The sequence below is a fragment of the Mycobacterium attenuatum genome, from assembly GCF_900566085.1.
GTDB lineage: Bacteria > Actinomycetota > Actinomycetes > Mycobacteriales > Mycobacteriaceae > Mycobacterium > Mycobacterium attenuatum.
This window is the reverse complement of sequence record NZ_UPHT01000055.1, coordinates 1-16099: the sequence shown is the minus strand read 5'-3', so window position 1 is coordinate 16099 and position 16099 is coordinate 1. Positions and strand designations below refer to the sequence as shown.

The window sequence follows — 16099 nt, the reverse complement described above, 5'->3', positions numbered from 1 at the left end:
CCCGGCGACCACGCGGGACGGCATCTGACATCCTGCCTCATCGCGGTGCGGTGGGGTAGCCGGGGGGACGGCGACGTCCAGCTCGGCCGGGCTCACCTCGCCGCCCGACGGCCAGCTGCGCTGGGCATACGGCTGATGGCGACCGCGCGGCCTAAGACGACGCGTTCAGGTCCTGGGTGGCCGGTCCTTCCAGCAGGGCGCCGTCGGCGGCAAATCGCGATCCATGCAACGGGCATTCCCAGGCTTGGGAGGCCTCGTTCCAGTTCACGATGCCGCCCAGGTGCGGGCAAACCGGCGAAACCCGGTGCTCGACGCCGTCCACCGAACACCTCGCCTGCAGGTGCCACGGCGGCCCGGTGACCACGCCGCCGTTGCCGTCACCATTGCTGTCGATGCCATCGGCCCGCCGGACGGCCGGCGCCAGCCAGCCTTTGGCCAGGTGGTAGGCGACCTCGAGATTGGCGGTGACAGCCGTGGTGGCCCCAGTCAATTCATGCGGACTCCACGCCGCGAACGCCCGGGCCCAGTCCATCCGCCCGCCGAGAATGCGGGAGCTGAGCAGCAACGCCGCGGCCACCCCGTTGGTCAGTCCCCACTTGTTGAATCCTGAAGCAACGAGCACCTTTTCATCACCAGGCAGGATGGGCCCGACATAGGGCAGTTGGTCGACGGCCGTGTAGTCCTGTGCCGACCAGCGGTGGGTGGCTACCGCGCCCGGATAGTGGCTTCGTGCCCACGACGTCAGCTCGTCGAGCTCGGCGACGGGACTCTTGCGCCCGACGACATGACTGGCCCCGGCCACGATGAGCCGCTCGCCGTCGCCGAAGGGCGCATAGCGTACCGACCTGGTCGGCGAGCCGGCCGAGATGAACATCGACCGGGTGATGGGGCCGGGGACGTCGAAGGCCGTGCAATAGGACCTGTTGGGTTTGAGCCGGGCGAAGAATCCGCCGCGGTCGAAGACGGGCATGCCGGTGGCCAGGATGCAGTGCCCCGCGTCGACTTCGGCGCCGCCGTCGCTCGTCCGCACCGCCAGCCGGACGCGCCCCCGGTGGTGCGACAACCTCCGCACCCGGGCTCCTTCCACAAGGAGACCGCCACGGTCGGTCAGCTCCCGGATGAAGCTGTCCAGCAACGGCATCGGGTCGATCTGCGCCTGATCGGAAAGCCGCACGCCCCCGTGATATGGGAACGGCACGTCGGCCTCGGCGGCCCACTGCGCGCCGACTCCGGCCCGTTCGCAGGCGGCCAGGACGGCGCGCGCCGACGCCACTTCGTCGGGGCTTTGGGCATAGGTGTGGTCGTCTTGGCGCTGCAGCGGCAGCTGGTTGGCGGCGCAATGGCGCAACAGCCAGTCCTGGCCCTCCCGATTGCCGCGCACATAGTCGGCGGCCAGGCGGTCGCCGTGGCGAGCGACGATCTTCGACAGTGTGGTGCCCTGCAGCAGGCTGAGCTTTCCGGTGGTGTTGCCCGTCGTCACCGCGCCTGCTGTGCGGGCTTCCAGAACCAGCACCTCCCTGCCGGCCCGTGCCAACAGCACCGCGGCGACCAGCCCGGTGATGCCGGCGCCGACCACGACCACGTCGGCCGACGTCAACTGGCCGTTCAGGCGATCGGATTGCTCCCGCAGCCGATTGTGGCCGGCCAGCCATAGCGATGTCATTGGTGGCTAGTTGCCCGGGGCGAGCCCGGCCAAACGGTGTCGCTGCTAACAACTGTCGCAGCAGCCGTGATCCGGCCCCACTGTGCTGATGTTCGAGACTGTGCTGATGTTCGAGCCGATGTTTGAGCAGTCGGTGTGCCGGGGAATTCGGCGCGCAGTGAGACGAGCGCGGTGACGAACGGGCGCGACTCCGCTGCACCTGGAGTGCAGCCCGAGCCGGCCACGGCTCGAGGGACTTGAGGGAATGGTGGACCCGGCCCGGGACCCGGGCCGGGTTCATCGATCGTGCGGAACTTGATCCTGTTAGCCCGATCACACGTGCGAATAATTCTCTTTCCAGCGGGTATTCACGCGTTCAATGTGAGACATCTCCCCGGGAGGTGCCTACGGGATAGGGGCCTACGCACGAGGACTTCCGGATGCAACCTACGGATGCCCAGTCGTGGAACCCGTGCGAGGGGTTGGGAGACGTCCGTTGGAAGTTCTGCTGATCAGCAACGACGCCGACTTCGAATCGGCCTTGCCGACCTTGCCGTCGGTTGCGCGCTCGCTACGGCGCGCGCCGCTGGACGACCGGCTGGCATGGCAGGTTGACGGCGCTGACGTCGCGATGATCGACGCGCGCAACGACTTGGGCGCGGCGCGCCGGGCGTGCCGGCGGCTGACGGCCAGCGCCCCTGCGCTGGCGGTGCTGGCCGTGGTCGCGCCGGCCGATTTCATCGAGGTTGACGTCGACTGGAATTTCGACGATGTCTTGCTGGAGGCGGCCGGCGCTGCCGAGTTGCAGGCACGGCTGCGGATGGCGGTGACCCGCCGGCGTAACGCCCTGGAGGGCACGCTCGAATTCGGTGGCCTGGTTCTTCACCCCGATAGCTATGCGGCCTCGTTGGGCGGCAAAGACCTGGGCCTGACCGCCACCGAATTCAAGTTGCTTGCTTTTTTTGTGCAGCACGCGGGGCGGGCGTTCACCCGGACCCGGCTGATGCATGAAGTGTGGGGGTATGACTGCGCCGGTCAGGTCCGCACCGTGGACGTTCACGTGCGACGACTGCGCGCCAAGCTCGGAGCCGAGTATGCGGCGCTGCTGGAGACCGTTCGTAGCGTGGGCTACCGAGTGGCGACACCACCGGAGCCCCGGTGGATTGTCCGACAGCAGGAGAAAGCGCCGGTGGCTGCCGCGGCCGCCGATTCCTGTGCCCAATAATCCGATAATCCCCACTAGCTCCGTTAGCCCCGCTCGTCAGCCGAACAGCGGCAGGGCGCGCCTGCGGGTCAGCGCGTCCATCCCGTGCTGGATGCTGTCCTCGACTTCGCGGTACTTGCCGTCGACATAGGCCTCGTCGTGGGCCTTGTCCTCCGCGCGGGCCGGGTCATGGTCCACCTCGACCGCCGGCATGAACCGGGTCCGGATCTTGGCAGGCAACGGCAACTGCGGAAGCGCTGCCGGCGCAATGCCCCACGGTAGCGAGATGGCCAGCGGAAATACCTTCAGCCGCAACAGCCGATCGAGCTGCAAGACGCGGGACAGGCGGTCGCCGCGGATCAGCACCGGCATGGCGTCGGCGCCGCCGACCGTCGCGATCGGCACGATGGGCACCCCGGCACGAATCGCCATTTTGACGAAGCCTTTCCGCCCGGCCAGGTTGGCCCGGTCGCGCTCCGTCCAGGGACGCAGCGAATCGACCTCACCCCCGGGCCACAACGCCACGTCACGGCCCTCGGCCAACGCCGTCGCGATCGCGTCCGGGGCCGCGGGAAGGACCCCCATTGACCGGAAGTATCGCCCGATTCCTGGTATCGCCATCAGCGCATCGTGAGCCGTGCCGTGCAACGGGCGCTCCGGGCCGAACCGTCGCCACCATTGCAGGCCCACGGTCCACGCATCCCAGACAAACGGGGCTCCCGAGTGGATGCCGATCAACAGCACCGGTGGCTCCGGAATGTTTTCCCACCCGTCTATCTCCATGCGGAACCAGTAGTCGACGAGTAAGTTCCAGACAAACTTGTGGCGGTGCAGGGTGGTCTCGTCCTGGCCGTCGAGATCCCATTCGCCGGCGCGTTTGGCCACCCAGCCGCTAAGCCCGCCGGCTTGCTTGTCGCGCTTGTCCCCCATCATCGCCTGGGCTTGATCGGCATGCCGGCGCGCCTGTTCGCGGACCTCTTCGGGCCTGGTATCGGTTGCACTCATGGCGACGGAGTACCCGATCGAGTGGGTGCCGATGCAGGCCTGGCCAGTTGATTGGCGGGCGGCAACAAAGACCTCCCCGCGTCAGCACTGACGCGGGGAGGTCGATTAACAAGCAGCGGACGAGCGTTTAGACGTTGCTGGTCCAGATGAGAACGTCCTGCACTCCGTCGTTGTAGACCACGCCGTTGGGCGGCTGGCCGGTCACGTCGAAGTAGAGCATTCCGCTGCGTTGGTCACCTTGGTTGATCGGCGCTGGGTTCAGGCCGTTGGGAACGGGAACCGTGTCGATCACCCGATAGGTCTGGCCGGTGGCCGAGCGGGCATTGAAGTCAGCCACCACGGGGGTGACGACTCCGCTGACGGACTTGGCGGTGATCTCCGCCTGGTAGAGCTGCCCCTGCGGGGTGTAGCCAGGGATCGTCACAGTGCTGGGCTGCAGGTTAGCCACCGTGTAGGAGGTGACCAGCGGCCCGTCGACCAGCCGTTCGGCGGTACCGAAGCCCTGGACGGTCGGAGGTGCCGCAGTTGCCGTTGCCGCGCCGAAAACACCAGCCGCCGCGATCGCCGCCGCACCGATAGCTGTCTTCATTGCAGCCGTTGTGAACTTCACGCTTATCCCCTCTCTTTCGTGTCGTTCAAAGCAGTCGTTGCCCTATTCGGGTCCTAAACCACTGCCCAACGAATAACCGCGCCGTTGCGGGCCCAAACGCGCTCGTCGGTCCCGTTACCCCGATTCGCTGGCTCACCTGCGCGAGGAATCAGATTTCTTTTTGCCCGGCATAACATCATTGGCAACAGGCATTAACACCAGCATCAACTGCCACCGAACCGAATCGGGATTGCACTCGCGGCCGGAATTGCCGCCTGCGACTGATTAGCCGGCCGCGGGCACGGGTAGCCGGTGTGCAGCCGAGCCGCGGGGCGCACGAACCGCCCACGAGCCGCTCCACGAAAGGGGATACCTGCCATGGAACGCGGGAACGCCAAGCACAGCGCGCGCCACGGCGAGGAACTCCAGCATGAATTGAGCGGCACCCTACAGGCAAACCGCTCGAGCAGAAGCCAGGAATGGCGCGATCCAGAGCCACCGGCCGACGACGACCACGACGTGTCCACGGCCGGCCCGGGAAGCCGGAATTCCTGAACTGACGCGGCGCGGGCTTATCGGTCGAATATTTGCGGTGCTCAACGATTGTTCAGCAGGAATTACCGAAAAGGAGTTGCAATGAGCTTTGCGGCGCAGCAACAAAGCGTGCCCGGAGTGCAGGCCCGGATGAACCCTGTTCCCGACTGTGGCGAAAACAGCTACCGCGGTTCGGCAAAGCTCACCGGTAAGCGCGCGGTCATTACCGGCGGGGACAGCGGCATCGGCCGTGCGGTGGCGATCGCGTACGCACGTGAAGGCGCCGATGTACTCATCTCCTACCTCAACGAGCACGACGACGCGCGCGACGTCGCACGCCACGTCGAGGAGGCCGGCCGGCGATGTGTCCTGATGCCCGGAGATCTCGCGGATGCGGCGCATTGCCGCGCGGTGATCGACCGCGCGGTTCAGGAATTCGGCGGCATCGACATTCTGGTCAACAATGCCGCCTATCAGATGATGCACAAAAGCCTCGACGAGATCAGTGACGAGGAGTGGGACTACACCTTCCGGCTCAATGTGGGCGCCTACTTCCATCTGGTCAAAGCGGCGTTGCCGTTCATGCGCGCCGGGTCCTCGATCATCGGTAGCTCCTCGGTCAACTCCGATACGCCCAACCCCACGTTGGCGCCGTACGCGGCAACCAAGGCGGCCATCGCCAATTTCTCGGCAAGCCTGGCTCAACTGCTCGGGGAGCGAGGGATTCGCGTCAACAGCGTGGCACCGGGTCCGATCTGGACACCGCTGATCCCGGCGACCATGCCCGCGGACAGCGTGCAGTCCTTCGGGGACAACGTGCCGCTGGGACGGGCCGGTCAACCTGCCGAACTGGCGCCGATCTACGTCCTGTTGGCATCCGATGAGGCCAGTTACATTTCCGGCGCCCGGGTGGCCGTCACCGGAGGCCGGCCGATTCTGTAGGGCACGCCGCCGGATCCACTGCCCCACCGGGCGTGTGTAGCCGGACCGCCGCGGGGGTACTGCCCTAGGGGTGTAGCGAAAGGACGCCGAGCGATGGTGGCCCTCGATAGTTGTCCCCGCCGATGTCTGCGGTGGCGCTGGTCTGGTGCACTAGCCGCCGGACTGGTGGCAGCCTCCGGCTGTTCTCCGCCTGGTACGGTCCTGGAAAGCGCGCCGGCGGTGGAGCTGACCGCGATCGGAGCGGCGGTGCATGATCCCGTGTGGTTCGTATCGCGACCACGCGCTGCTGGGCCTCACCGATGACCACCGGCTGGCCAAGATCACCGTCACCGGTTCCCCTACCGCCCCGACCCAGTTTTCGGACCCGATGGACGTCGGGCGAAACCTGCAGATCAGCCAGAAAGACGACCGGCACGTCTTCGTGCCGCAGCCGCAACGTGGCCGGGTGGCGGTCGTCGACATCGACAGCCTGCGACGGGTCGACGAGTTCGACGCCGGGCCGGCTCCGGCTTTCCTCACCGAAGATGCCGGAATGCGCGTGCTGCTGGCGTTGTCGGCGGACGGGTGTTCGGTGACGCCGGTGGATCAGTACGGATTTCGAAAACTGCCGGCCGCCAACATCTCCGGGGAGCCCGCAGACACCATCGACGGCGCCAACCGGGGACGCCAGATCGAGTACCACCTTTACGGTGCCTCCGGTATCCGCTATTACAAGGGTCCGTCGTCGCCGCCCGAGGAACGTGGCTCGTTGCATATGGACGTAGCCGTGTCGGCCGGGGACGGTACCGCGGTGACGCGCAGCTATGTCGCCGGGCGCAACGACAGCGTGCTGTATGCGGTCGATTCCCGACGCGGCGGGCACGGCATGGAAGTGCTTGGCCGCGCACAACTTTCGGCGCCGATTCGTTACCTCGGCACCGACGACACCCGCATCTACGCCGCCACCGACCGCGACGTGGTGGTGCTGGAAACGGAGAGCTTCACTGGCTACTCCGACGGGACCATCCCGGTACTCCGCACGATCGACTATCGGACAGGCCTTCCGGGCGGCCCGCTCGCCTCCGCGCCGCTGTCGGGGATGGCGGTGGGACCCAAACGGGTGTATCTGGCGTTGCGCGGTCAACCGTATCTGGTCAGCGTGGCCAAGCCGCACCTGTGAGGACGTGCACAGACATGAGCACCGCAACAGAAATAACACAGCCGATCGGTGTCGACGATGACATCGAATTACTCACCGAGCAGATCGAGTCCCTCAAACAGCTCGGCCGCTGCGACCACGTCGACGACGGAAAGATCTACGACTTCAGCATCCGGTGGGGAGCGGCGCTGGCCGGGCGACTACGCCGGCTGGTGCACTACAGCTGCCTTGGAATACTTTCTGCGGCCGACGAACAACGGTTTCAGTCGGTGTGCGACGAATTGCGCTCGATGTCGAATCTGATCGAAAGGTTCGATCTGGCCCGGCCGCGGTTCACCGACACCCCGAGCCGCCCCAGGTGGCGCTAGCCTGTGCCGCCCTGGCGTGGCTCGCGATGGCACCGATGTCCGAAACGCCGTGGTATTCGGTGAGGAACTCCTTGCCCGCCAAGACAATTCCGGTTCGCGGCTTGGGGCACTCGGGGTTGCGACAGGTCAACGCCACCATGAAGGCGTCGTCGTCCTCGTTGAGGAACAGGAAGCCCAGATACAGCGCATGCCCGACCGCGAAGTCCTTCTCGCCGCACGCCGCACAGTGTCCGCCCCGAACCGCCACCAGTTCGCAAACTTGCTCGTTTTCATCGCTTTTCAGCTCGATCAGTTCCGGCCGTACCGCCATGTCGGTCACGTCAGATCTCCACATCCTTGTCGTAATGGACATTGTCCTCACGCCAGCCGCCCAGCCCGTTGCCGATGCCGGAGTAGTCGTCGATGAACTCGATCTGGTTGATCCACTTGGCCATTTTGAAGCCCACCTGCGTCTCCACCCGCAACCGCAACGGTGCTCCGTGTTTGATGGGCAACGGCTTGCCGTTCATCTCGTAGGCCAGCAGCGTCTGCGGCTTGTAAGCCAATTCGAGGTCCATCACCTCGTAGAACTGCCCTACTCCCTCAGCGCTGGGCTCGTCGCGGCCGTTGTCCTGCATGGTCAGAAAGCAGATGTATTTGGCCTGCGGCAGCGGCCGCACATGGTCGGCGAGTTGCGCCAGCGGCAGCCCGCTCCATTCGCCGATGCTGGTCCAGCCCTGGACACAGTTGTGCAGAACCCGCTGCGAGTGCCGATCGGCCAGCGCCCGCAACTCGTCCAGGTTCAGGGTGACCGGGTTTTCCACCAGGCCGCCGACCCGCAGTCGCCAGTCGACGAAGTTGTGCACCGCCATCACCTTGTATTCGGTGCTCGCCGGCGGTTTGCCGTTGACCCGGTGTTCTTTGGAGATCATCCGCTCGGGGTAGTTCTGCCGCGAATTCAACGGGCGCAGTAGGATTTTGCGAACTCCGGTCACCACGGCGCCGAGGATGCGGCGAACCTGGACGGGCCGGCGCAGGCTCCACATCGTCGCCGCGACATGGACTCCGACGATGGCCGCGATGATCACCAAAGACCATATGGTGGCCCAGTTGGCGTCACGAACGGAACCGAAGATCATCAGCGCGGTCAACTCGCCCCAGCCCCAGAAGAAGACCATCGACAGGTGGATGACGATGAAGACCAAAAACGCCACCAGGCCGAGGAAGTGCAGGCTGCGCGCCCACTGCCGACCCCCCCACATTCTCACATACCACGGGAACCGAGCCTCGATCGCCGGCGATTGCGCGGCGCCGGTCAGGATCTGAAACGGCGCCAACAGAAAAATGACGCCCGCATAGGTCAGCTTCTGAATGGCATCATCGGGTCCGCCGGGCAACAGCGGCGGCAGGTTGAAGCTCAGGTAGGTGACGATGTCGTTGTAGGCCTCGCGAAAAATCGACCACGAATACGGCCAGTATCGGTGCCACTGGCCGGTCGCGAACAGCAGGATGTAGTACGACAGGCCGACGAGAACCCAGCCGATCACTGAAAAAAAGTGCCAGTGGCGTCCCATGCCGAGCTTCTTGTGGCCGGGCAGCGCGAACAGCGAGTTGTAGTCCTCTTCTTCGTCGAGGGTGTCGTAGAGCTTGTTGACCGGCATCTGCTTGGTGGTGAAGCGCGCCCACTCGGTGCCCGGCTTGCTGTCCTCATGCCAGTAGAGCTTGGGGTGGGTGGACAGGATCTCGATGCCGCTGCGGATCAACAGCGTCAAAAACAGCACATTGAGCCAATGGTCGATGCGCAGCCAGGCCGGGAAGTCCAGCACTGTCATGGTCTGGGTCATCCCTGCCTCGTTCAGTCGTGCCAGTTCTGCCGCTGCGGGTAAGCCACGTTGATCCCCGACAGGACCGTCGCATGGACGGCGACGAAGCCCGCGGCGCAGGCCGCCGCGAGCGTCCCGGGCGCCAGGTCCCATCGGCCGGTCAACGCCACCAGCCCGGGCAGGCTGGCGAAGCGGCTACCCAGGTAAACCAGCAGGAAGGCCGCGCAGACCAAGCTGCCGAAATACCAACCACGTTGCGGCACAAGTGGTTTGAGCGCAAAGGCCATGGCGCTGGCGGCGATCAGGCAGGCGCCGATCAGCGCCGTGGCGTAGCTCACGAAGTACAGCGGCAAGCCCTCCTGAGTGACCAGCAGGTAGGCGTGCACCCCCACCAGCCCCATCAGCAGCGAGCCCGCCAATCCGGTCACCGTCCGGGGCAGGTCGAAGGCGACGTAGCCGTTGAGCGTGAGCACCGGCGAAAACCACAATCGCTGCCACACGTTGAGCCGCAGTCGCCCGAGCAGACCAGCCACCGCTGCTAAGTACCCGGCCGAATCGGTGTGCAAACAGGCCACGGCCCGGCCGCCAAACCGCCGATCCCGCTGGCCAGACGTCCGGACGGGACCGCCTCGGGCACCCGGTCTGCCGGGCGGGCACACGGCATCAGCGACAGCGACGGCTGGTTCAGGGATTCGCGGGATTCACCGTGGGCCTGACCGGTACCAGCGTCGTCGTGATCGGCGGTGGGGTCGGTGCCGCGCTCTTGCCGACCGACGGGTTGGGCGGGGTGGCATTAGGGTTCGCCGGATACGGGGTGGTCGTCGGATAGGACGGCGTGGTGGGATATCCGGTCGTTGGGTAAGTGGTCGGGTTGGGACTCGGGCGAGTCGTCGGGTATGTGGTAGCCGGCTGCTGCGTTGTTGCGACGGTGGTCGCCGGCGGTGTCACCGATTCGGTCGGTTCGGTATTCGACGGGGTGACGGCCACCGTGGTCGACGGCGGCGGAGGCGCCGGCTCGAGCCGGGATGACTCGACCGGCGGAGTGACCATTCGGGTGTGGTTGACGGGTTTGCTGTGGGCGGCACCGAACTTCACGGCCAGAACCGCGGCGATGACCAGCGCAACGGCCGCTGCCCCGGTCACCCCGATGAGCACCGTCGAGCGCCCATACCAGTGGGTGCGTTGTGCTGTGGCATCGGAATGGACCGGGGGGTGCTCCGCACCGACTGCCTGGCCGGCGCTGTCGGCGGCGTATTGGTCGGCGGCGTGTTGGTCGGCGGCGTAGTGGTCGGCGGCGTATTGGTCGGCGGCGTATTGGTCGGCATGACCGGCTTGGCCGGGGTGCGGGGCGGGTATCGGCAGGTCGCCCACGGCTTCCTGCGACCAGGCCAGGGCTCGGTAAGTCGCCGATTGGTCGCCGTCGACGGCCGCTTCGCCTGCGGCGGTGCGACGGGCCCCGACGGCCCATGCCGACGGCACCACCTCGGTGGGGGCGACCGCCGCGCTTACGCCTTCCGTTGCGGCGGCGGCCTCCGGACCCGTCCCGACCGTCGCGTCACCAACAACCGCGCCCACCGCGGGCGTCCCGGCGGCGGACGACCGCATTTGAGCCAGAACTGCGGCGCCGATGGCCGCGTTCAACCTGGGCTGGGCCGTGGTGACAACCGGCACCTGCAACCGTTCCGACAGTCGGTTGGTGATCAGCGGGATACTGGCGCCCCCGCCGACCGTCGCGATCGCGGCCAGCCGGCCCTTGGGAATCTGGTTGCGCTGCAACACCTCTTCGACGCAGGAGACGAATTGTTGCAGCGGTTGGGAGATGAGGTCCTCGAACCCGGTCCGGGTCAATCGGATATCTTCGCCGATGCCGGGAATCTCGGCCGTGATGACGGCGACCGTCGCCGCCGACAATTGTTCCTTGGCGCTTCGGCATTGGGCGAGCCGACGGCTGAGCGGGACCAGCGGTGCGGTGCCGTCGGCGTCTCGGCCGTCTGCGGTGTGCTGCGCAAGGTGCCGCAGGATCATCTGGTCAAGCTGGTTGCCCGAGAACTCGGGGTACCGCAGGGTCGGGGCGATCTGACGGAAGTTCGATGCCGCATCGGCTAAGGTGACGCTGCTGCCGCTGGAGCCGAAATCGCACAGCACCACGATGCCGTCGTTGGGGAATCCGGGCTTGGCGTACAGCGCCGCCAGCGCAGCGGTGGCGTCGCAGATGAACGCCGGTGGTATCGCGCCGGGCGCCAAAGCGGGGTGGCCCCGCAACGCCTCGCGCAGGGCGCCGACCTGATGCTCACCCCAATGGCCGGGGACCGCGATGGCGACGGGGGCGCCGTAGCCGACGGTGCCTGCCATCGCGTCGAGCGCGACGGCGGTCAGGGCCTCACCGGAGTGGGTCGAGCCGTCGGCCGCTGTCAACGGATCGGCGTCTCCGACGCGCTCGACAAATCCGCTGAGGGTCAGCCCGGAACCGCCCACGTTGGCGTTTTCCTCTGGTGTGCCCACTTCGGGTGCGCGGTCACTGAACAAGGTCAACGCGCAGCTGCGGGTCACCGGGGCGCTGCCCGTTCGCGCGGCGACAAGGTTTGCCACCCCGATCGACAGGCCGAGCGGGTCGGTCATTTCCCGGTGTCCTTTCTGTTGTGTCCGGTATGCCCGGGGCCCCTTCTGCTAGGACGGGCCGGCCTCTCCTCGCGCTGGCGCGCCGCGGCAAGACAGCCCGGCCAGGTGACGGGCAGCCGGATGGTTCGCGCGCCAATAGAGGCCAATGGCGGGAGGGACGCGCTGATCCCCCCGTTGTTTGGTTCACCGCTCAGTGGGTACCGCACCGACGACCGAATGAAACGGAACTTGGTCATTTGATTGGACTGCGGGCAGCGGTTGTGCGGTGCAGCCCGGCGTGGGGTGCATTCCCGCCGCTAACGCGGCCGGCGTCGTCGGGATGGAGACTCCTGCCGGGGAGGATGCCGACCTCCTCCCCGGCAGGCCCGGTCCGTGGCGGGGTCAGCCTGACGTCAGGCCGCGCGCAGCCGGCAGCGCGCTACGGGTGTGCCGACGAGCCGAAACTCCTTGCTGGTGTCGATCTCGCGGGCCGCTCCTTCCTGAAACAAGACGATGATGTCGGAGCCCCCGAACTGGAAGTAGCCGAATTCTTCTCCCTTGGCCATGTGCTTGCCCGCCACCGAGGTGAGCGCCACCGATGAGACGTGCGCCATTCCCACCGGGATGACCGCGACAATGCCGATGTTGCCGCAATCGGATTCGGCGGTGTCGACGGTGACTACTCCGCGCGTCTGGGAGAACTCATATCCGCTGGCGGCACTGTCGCTGGACTGCAATTCGTGATTCTCGATGCCCACCTGCATGAACACTTTGCCGTTGATCCGGAACGATTCCTTGACCACACCTGCCACCGGCAGGTGGTACCGGTGATAGGCGTGCGCCGGCAGCATGTAATGCACGAAGGTGCCGCGGGCGAAGCTTTCGCTGTAGGCGCTGCCTTCCAAGAGCTGCTTGATGTTGCCGTACTTGCGGTTCTTCACCGTCGTGGCCGGGATGTTGGAATGGGCATCGATCTGGTAGGCGTGCTGATAACGACAATCGGCCGGCGAGGTGGCGACCACATTGCTTGCCGGCTCCGCGATAGGCCTTAGCCCGCCGTTGATTTCGCGCGCGATGAACTGGTTGGCCGTCAGCCAGCCACTGGGCGCGTTCGGCACACCGTCCACCAGAGATTCCTCGATGCGGTATTCCGGCGCGTTGTCGATGAACGACTGCAACACCTTCCGATTGAACGACTCCGGCGTATCGAGGAAATTGCCCCACTGCCGGGCGAACTCGGTCATCCACTGCCGGAACGCATCGCAGTCCTGTGGCGCCTTACCGTCGGCCTCTTGGTCGACCAGGAAGTAGAAATGCCCCATCCGGTCGCTGACCTCCTGGGCCTGGCGCTGCTCGTTCTTCCAGGCGTCGGCATCCGATTGCTGCGGAACCCATCTGAGGTAGCGTTTCAGATAGTCCTGGTACTCACCGATATCGGTGGGCCAGTCCAGCGCCGCGAACAGTTGCGGATTCAGCTCTGCCGCTGCCCATTTCCGCGCCTTGACCAAAGATTGCTCGAGCAGGCCGGCAAGGTCTCGCTCCGTGTCGAGGATGTCCCGCAGTTTCTTGATGATGGGTTCGGGTTCGCTCATCCGGCTTTCCTTAATCTGGCGGCCGACACAGTCCAGCGCGGCGGCGCTTGGCAAAACCGGCTGGCGACGCAGCGTCACTGGCGGCGGCCGGTTAACGGTCGTCGTTCACGGGTACTGACCTCCTAGAGGTACCCCGAAGCCGGCGGGGTAATCCCATGGATACTTCGTCGTCGAGACCGCTCGCCGGTCGCCCAAGCGAATCGGAGGACCGGGGTTGCCCGCTGGACCGACTCCGTGAACGGTTGTCGGCCAAGATGATTCGCGCCTCAACCCACGTCGGGTTCGGTAATCGGCCGCATCGGACTGACGAACACCGCAGCGACGGACGGCCGGGTTGCATACCGGTGGTGAACAGCGGGTACTCATGGCCACGAAACGAAACGGAGTGGCGATGAGAGAAGTCCGATCATGACAACCGCAAAGTCCTTCTCCGCACGCGTGGATCAGCAGCGCCGCAAGAACATCAAGAAAGCGCAAGCAGAGGCCGAGGCCGGGCCGGCCCGCGCCGAGCCCGACGCCACGCCGATCGGCGACGCGATTCAGGCATTCCACCGGCGAGGCGACATCGCCTTCGGTATCCCGGCCCACCGGTCGGGCACCGGCCGGATGCCACCGCTCGCGGCCCGCTGGATGGGCTCCGAGGCGTTTCGCGCCGACGTCACGATGAACAAGGGCGTCGACAACCGGCACCAATCCTGGCAGGTGGAACCGACCGCCATGCAGCTGTTTGCCCAAGCCGTCGGCGCCGACGAAACATTGTTTTCCGCCAACGGCAGCACGGAGAATGTGCATGTCGCGATGATGGCGGCCGTGCGCCCCGGCGAGACGTTGGTGATGGCGCGCAACGGCCACAAGTCGGCGTTTTCGGCGCTGGTGCTTTCCGGTGCCATGCCGGTGTACGTGGAGCCCGACTACGACGAGCGGTGGCAGATCGCCCATGGCGTCGACCCCGATCGGCTGGAGCGGGTGTTGCAGGAGCATCCCGAGGCGGTAGCCGCGATGGTGTTCACCCCGACCTACTACGGCATCAGCGCCGACGTTCGCCGGCTCGCCGAGGTGGCGCACGGCCACGACATCCCGTTGATCACCGACGACGCGTGGGGACTGGACTACAGCTTCTGCAGCCGGCTACCGCCCTCGGCGCTCGAGTGCGGCGCGGATCTGTGCATCGGCAGCGTCCACAAGTCACTCAACGGTCTGCAGCAGACCTCGGTACTCAGCAAGCAGGGCAACCGAATTGACTCGACGCGGTTGTCGCTGGTGTTCGAGCTGGAGCAATCCACCAGCGCGTCGACGCTGCTGTTGTCCTCCATCGACGCGGCCCGGCGTGAGTTCCAGGAAAACGGCGAGCGGCTGCTGGGCGACGCGATCGACGTGGCGCTGCGCATCAGATCGGCGATCGCACAGCTGCCCGGACTGGACCTGATCGGCGACGAAATCCTCGGCAGCGCTGGCGCTTTCGCGTTCGACCCGACCCATGTCACCATCGATGTGGTGGGGCTTGGCCTGACCGATTTCCAGGCCGCTGACTGGTTGCGGGAGCACCGCGGCATCCATGTGGAACTGTCCGACCACCGCCGGGTGATGGCGCTGATCACCTACGCCGACACCGACGCCACCGCGCAACGGCTCATCGACGCCATGGCGGCGCTGGCCGAAGAACACGCGGGCGCCAAACCCCGTCCCGTCGACGACGTACCGTCGTGGTCGCAGCTGCGCACCGAGACCGTCGTGTTGCCACGCGACGCCTTCCTGGGCGCTACCGAGATGCTGCCGTGGCGGCAGGCGGCCGGTCGCGTTTCCGCGGAAATGATCTGCCCCTATCCACCCGGCATCCCGGTGGTTGCCCCGGGCGAGCTACTCACCGACACGATCGTCGACTATCTGCAGTGCCAGGCCGCCCAGGGAGTGATGGTCGAGGGCGCCGCGGACGAGTCGCTGGCCGAATTCCGCGTGGTGGCAAGCTGATAACGCCTCGCTGTGGCCGGCGACGGAACGACGTCGACGTTCGCTGAAAGAGAAACATGGAGTCGCTTTGCTCGACGGTCATTTCTGTCGGAGGGTCGGCGTAGTGTTTCGAACATGAGTTCGAGTAGTCGTGAGGAGGTCGTTGCGGCCTTTGACGCGCTGCAGGCGACCCTGTCGCGGCTGCAAGAGCTCTCCTTCGACGCGTTGACCACCCCCGAACGGCTTGCGCTGCTCGAGCGGTGCGAAACGGCTCGGCGCCAGCTGCCCAGCATCGAACACGCACTGGTCAATCAGCTCGCCGAGCAGGCCAGCGAGGAGGAGTTAGGCGGGCGACTGCCCGCGGCGCTGGCCAACCGGCTGCGCATCACCCGCGGCGAGGCCGGCCGGCGAGTGGGTGAGGCGGCAGACCTGGGGCCGCGTCGGGCATTGACCGGGGAGCCGTTGCCTGCGCAGTTGACGGCCACCGCGGCGGCCCAGCTCGAGGGCCGGATCGGGGAGGCCCAGGTGCGGGTGATCCGCGATTTCTTCCGCCGGCTGCCCGCCAGCGTGGACGTAGGAACCCGGGCGGCGGTCGAGGCGCATCTGGCCCAGCTGGCCACCCAGTACCGGCCCGACCAATTGGCCAAGCTGGCTCAGCGACTCATGGACTGCCTCAATCCCGACGGCACCTTCACCGATGAGGACAGGGCACGGCGACGCGGTCTGACCGTGGGAAAG

The 16099-nt window shown here is 66.3% G+C and carries 14 protein-coding genes and 1 pseudogene; 7 read left to right on the top strand and 8 right to left on the bottom strand.

Translation table 11 applies throughout. The features are described 5' to 3' along the window. Positions 1 to 151: 151 nt before the first annotated feature. Positions 152 to 1663 carry an FAD-dependent oxidoreductase gene (locus EET13_RS09410; RefSeq protein WP_122442032.1) on the bottom strand — a complete coding sequence of 504 codons (1512 nt, stop codon included), beginning with the start codon at positions 1661 to 1663 and terminating at the stop codon, positions 152 to 154. A gap of 475 nt (positions 1664 to 2138) precedes the next feature. Here EET13_RS09410 and EET13_RS09405 point away from each other — a divergent pair, with 475 nt between their 5' ends. Continuing rightward, complete coding sequence (locus EET13_RS09405) at positions 2139 to 2867, top strand: winged helix-turn-helix domain-containing protein (RefSeq protein ID WP_122442031.1); 729 nt, start codon at positions 2139 to 2141, stop codon at positions 2865 to 2867. Between the two features lie 36 nt (positions 2868 to 2903). Here the strand turns inward: EET13_RS09405 and EET13_RS09400 are convergent, their stop codons facing one another. Both EET13_RS09400 and EET13_RS09395 read right to left on the bottom strand, forming a co-directional pair. Beyond that, positions 2904 to 3851 (bottom strand): lysophospholipid acyltransferase family protein, encoded by a 948-nt coding sequence (locus tag EET13_RS09400; protein ID WP_122442030.1) that lies wholly within the window; start codon positions 3849 to 3851, stop codon positions 2904 to 2906. Between the two features lie 127 nt (positions 3852 to 3978). Further along, positions 3979 to 4440, bottom strand: coding sequence for an MPT63 family protein (locus EET13_RS09395; protein WP_244603837.1), 462 nt, complete (start codon positions 4438 to 4440; stop codon positions 3979 to 3981). A 378-nt stretch (positions 4441 to 4818) separates the two neighbouring features. Between EET13_RS09395 and EET13_RS30285 the strand changes: the two genes are divergently transcribed. The 4 genes and pseudogenes from EET13_RS30285 to EET13_RS09380 all read left to right on the top strand — a co-directional run bounded on the left by EET13_RS30285 (position 4819) and on the right by EET13_RS09380 (position 7422). Then, the gene (locus tag EET13_RS30285; protein ID WP_168991255.1) at positions 4819 to 4995 is read left to right on the top strand and encodes a hypothetical protein; all 177 of its coding nucleotides are present in this window, start codon (positions 4819 to 4821) and stop codon (positions 4993 to 4995) included. Between the two features lie 81 nt (positions 4996 to 5076). Further along, positions 5077 to 5916, top strand: a complete 840-nt coding sequence (locus EET13_RS09390) for an SDR family oxidoreductase (RefSeq protein WP_122442028.1) — start codon at positions 5077 to 5079, stop codon at positions 5914 to 5916. A 93-nt stretch (positions 5917 to 6009) separates the two neighbouring features. Beyond that, positions 6010 to 7075, top strand: a pseudogene (locus EET13_RS09385) (hypothetical protein). Between the two features lie 14 nt (positions 7076 to 7089). Further along, on the top strand, positions 7090 to 7422 hold the full coding sequence (locus EET13_RS09380; RefSeq protein ID WP_122442027.1) for a hypothetical protein: 333 nt from the start codon (positions 7090 to 7092) through the stop codon (positions 7420 to 7422). On the opposite strand, the gene EET13_RS09375 is transcribed toward EET13_RS09380, so the two are convergent. The 5 genes from EET13_RS09375 to EET13_RS09355 form a co-directional block, all read right to left on the bottom strand. Beyond that, positions 7388 to 7732 (bottom strand): hypothetical protein, encoded by a 345-nt coding sequence (locus tag EET13_RS09375; protein ID WP_122442047.1) that lies wholly within the window; start codon positions 7730 to 7732, stop codon positions 7388 to 7390. The two genes, EET13_RS09380 and EET13_RS09375, sit on opposite strands and share 35 nt — an antisense overlap. Before the next feature lie 10 nt (positions 7733 to 7742). Beyond that, positions 7743 to 9233 (bottom strand): molybdopterin-dependent oxidoreductase, encoded by a 1491-nt coding sequence (locus EET13_RS09370; protein WP_122442046.1) that lies wholly within the window; start codon positions 9231 to 9233, stop codon positions 7743 to 7745. A gap of 23 nt (positions 9234 to 9256) precedes the next feature. Next, positions 9257 to 9757, bottom strand: a complete 501-nt coding sequence (locus EET13_RS09365) for an oxidoreductase (protein ID WP_122442045.1) — start codon at positions 9755 to 9757, stop codon at positions 9257 to 9259. Between the two features lie 151 nt (positions 9758 to 9908). Continuing rightward, positions 9909 to 11843 (bottom strand): Hsp70 family protein, encoded by a 1935-nt coding sequence (locus tag EET13_RS09360; protein WP_122442026.1) that lies wholly within the window; start codon positions 11841 to 11843, stop codon positions 9909 to 9911. 392 nt (positions 11844 to 12235) lie between these two features. Beyond that, positions 12236 to 13414: a phosphatidylserine decarboxylase gene (locus EET13_RS09355; protein WP_122442044.1), complete on the bottom strand. Its 1179-nt coding sequence runs from the start codon at positions 13412 to 13414 to the stop codon at positions 12236 to 12238. Positions 13415 to 13822: 408 nt separating this feature from the next. Between EET13_RS09355 and EET13_RS09350 the strand changes: the two genes are divergently transcribed. Together EET13_RS09350 and EET13_RS09345 are read left to right on the top strand one after the other, a co-directional pair. Continuing rightward, positions 13823 to 15382: an aminotransferase class I/II-fold pyridoxal phosphate-dependent enzyme gene (locus EET13_RS09350; RefSeq protein ID WP_122442025.1), complete on the top strand. Its 1560-nt coding sequence runs from the start codon at positions 13823 to 13825 to the stop codon at positions 15380 to 15382. A gap of 114 nt (positions 15383 to 15496) precedes the next feature. Then, the coding region (locus EET13_RS09345) for a DUF222 domain-containing protein (protein ID WP_122442024.1) at positions 15497 to 16099 on the top strand (603 nt) is incomplete at its 3' end.

What these genes read in the sequence shown, in the direction of transcription:
- EET13_RS09390 (WP_122442028.1), top strand. Translation starts at nt 5,077, where the DNA reads ATGAGCTTTGCGGCGCAGCAACAAAGCGTGCCCGGAGTGCAGGCCCGG.
- EET13_RS09410 (WP_122442032.1), bottom strand. Translation starts at nt 1,663, where the DNA reads ATGACATCGCTATGGCTGGCCGGCCACAATCGGCTGCGGGAGCAATCC.
- EET13_RS09360 (WP_122442026.1), bottom strand. Translation starts at nt 11,843, where the DNA reads ATGACCGACCCGCTCGGCCTGTCGATCGGGGTGGCAAACCTTGTCGCC.
- EET13_RS09395 (WP_244603837.1), bottom strand. Translation starts at nt 4,440, where the DNA reads ATGAAGACAGCTATCGGTGCGGCGGCGATCGCGGCGGCTGGTGTTTTC.
- EET13_RS09400 (WP_122442030.1), bottom strand. Translation starts at nt 3,851, where the DNA reads ATGAGTGCAACCGATACCAGGCCCGAAGAGGTCCGCGAACAGGCGCGC.
- EET13_RS09350 (WP_122442025.1), top strand. Translation starts at nt 13,823, where the DNA reads ATGACAACCGCAAAGTCCTTCTCCGCACGCGTGGATCAGCAGCGCCGC.
- EET13_RS09355 (WP_122442044.1), bottom strand. Translation starts at nt 13,414, where the DNA reads ATGAGCGAACCCGAACCCATCATCAAGAAACTGCGGGACATCCTCGAC.
- EET13_RS09380 (WP_122442027.1), top strand. Translation starts at nt 7,090, where the DNA reads ATGAGCACCGCAACAGAAATAACACAGCCGATCGGTGTCGACGATGAC.
- EET13_RS09370 (WP_122442046.1), bottom strand. Translation starts at nt 9,233, where the DNA reads ATGACAGTGCTGGACTTCCCGGCCTGGCTGCGCATCGACCATTGGCTC.
- EET13_RS09375 (WP_122442047.1), bottom strand. Translation starts at nt 7,732, where the DNA reads ATGGCGGTACGGCCGGAACTGATCGAGCTGAAAAGCGATGAAAACGAG.
- EET13_RS30285 (WP_168991255.1), top strand. Translation starts at nt 4,819, where the DNA reads ATGGAACGCGGGAACGCCAAGCACAGCGCGCGCCACGGCGAGGAACTC.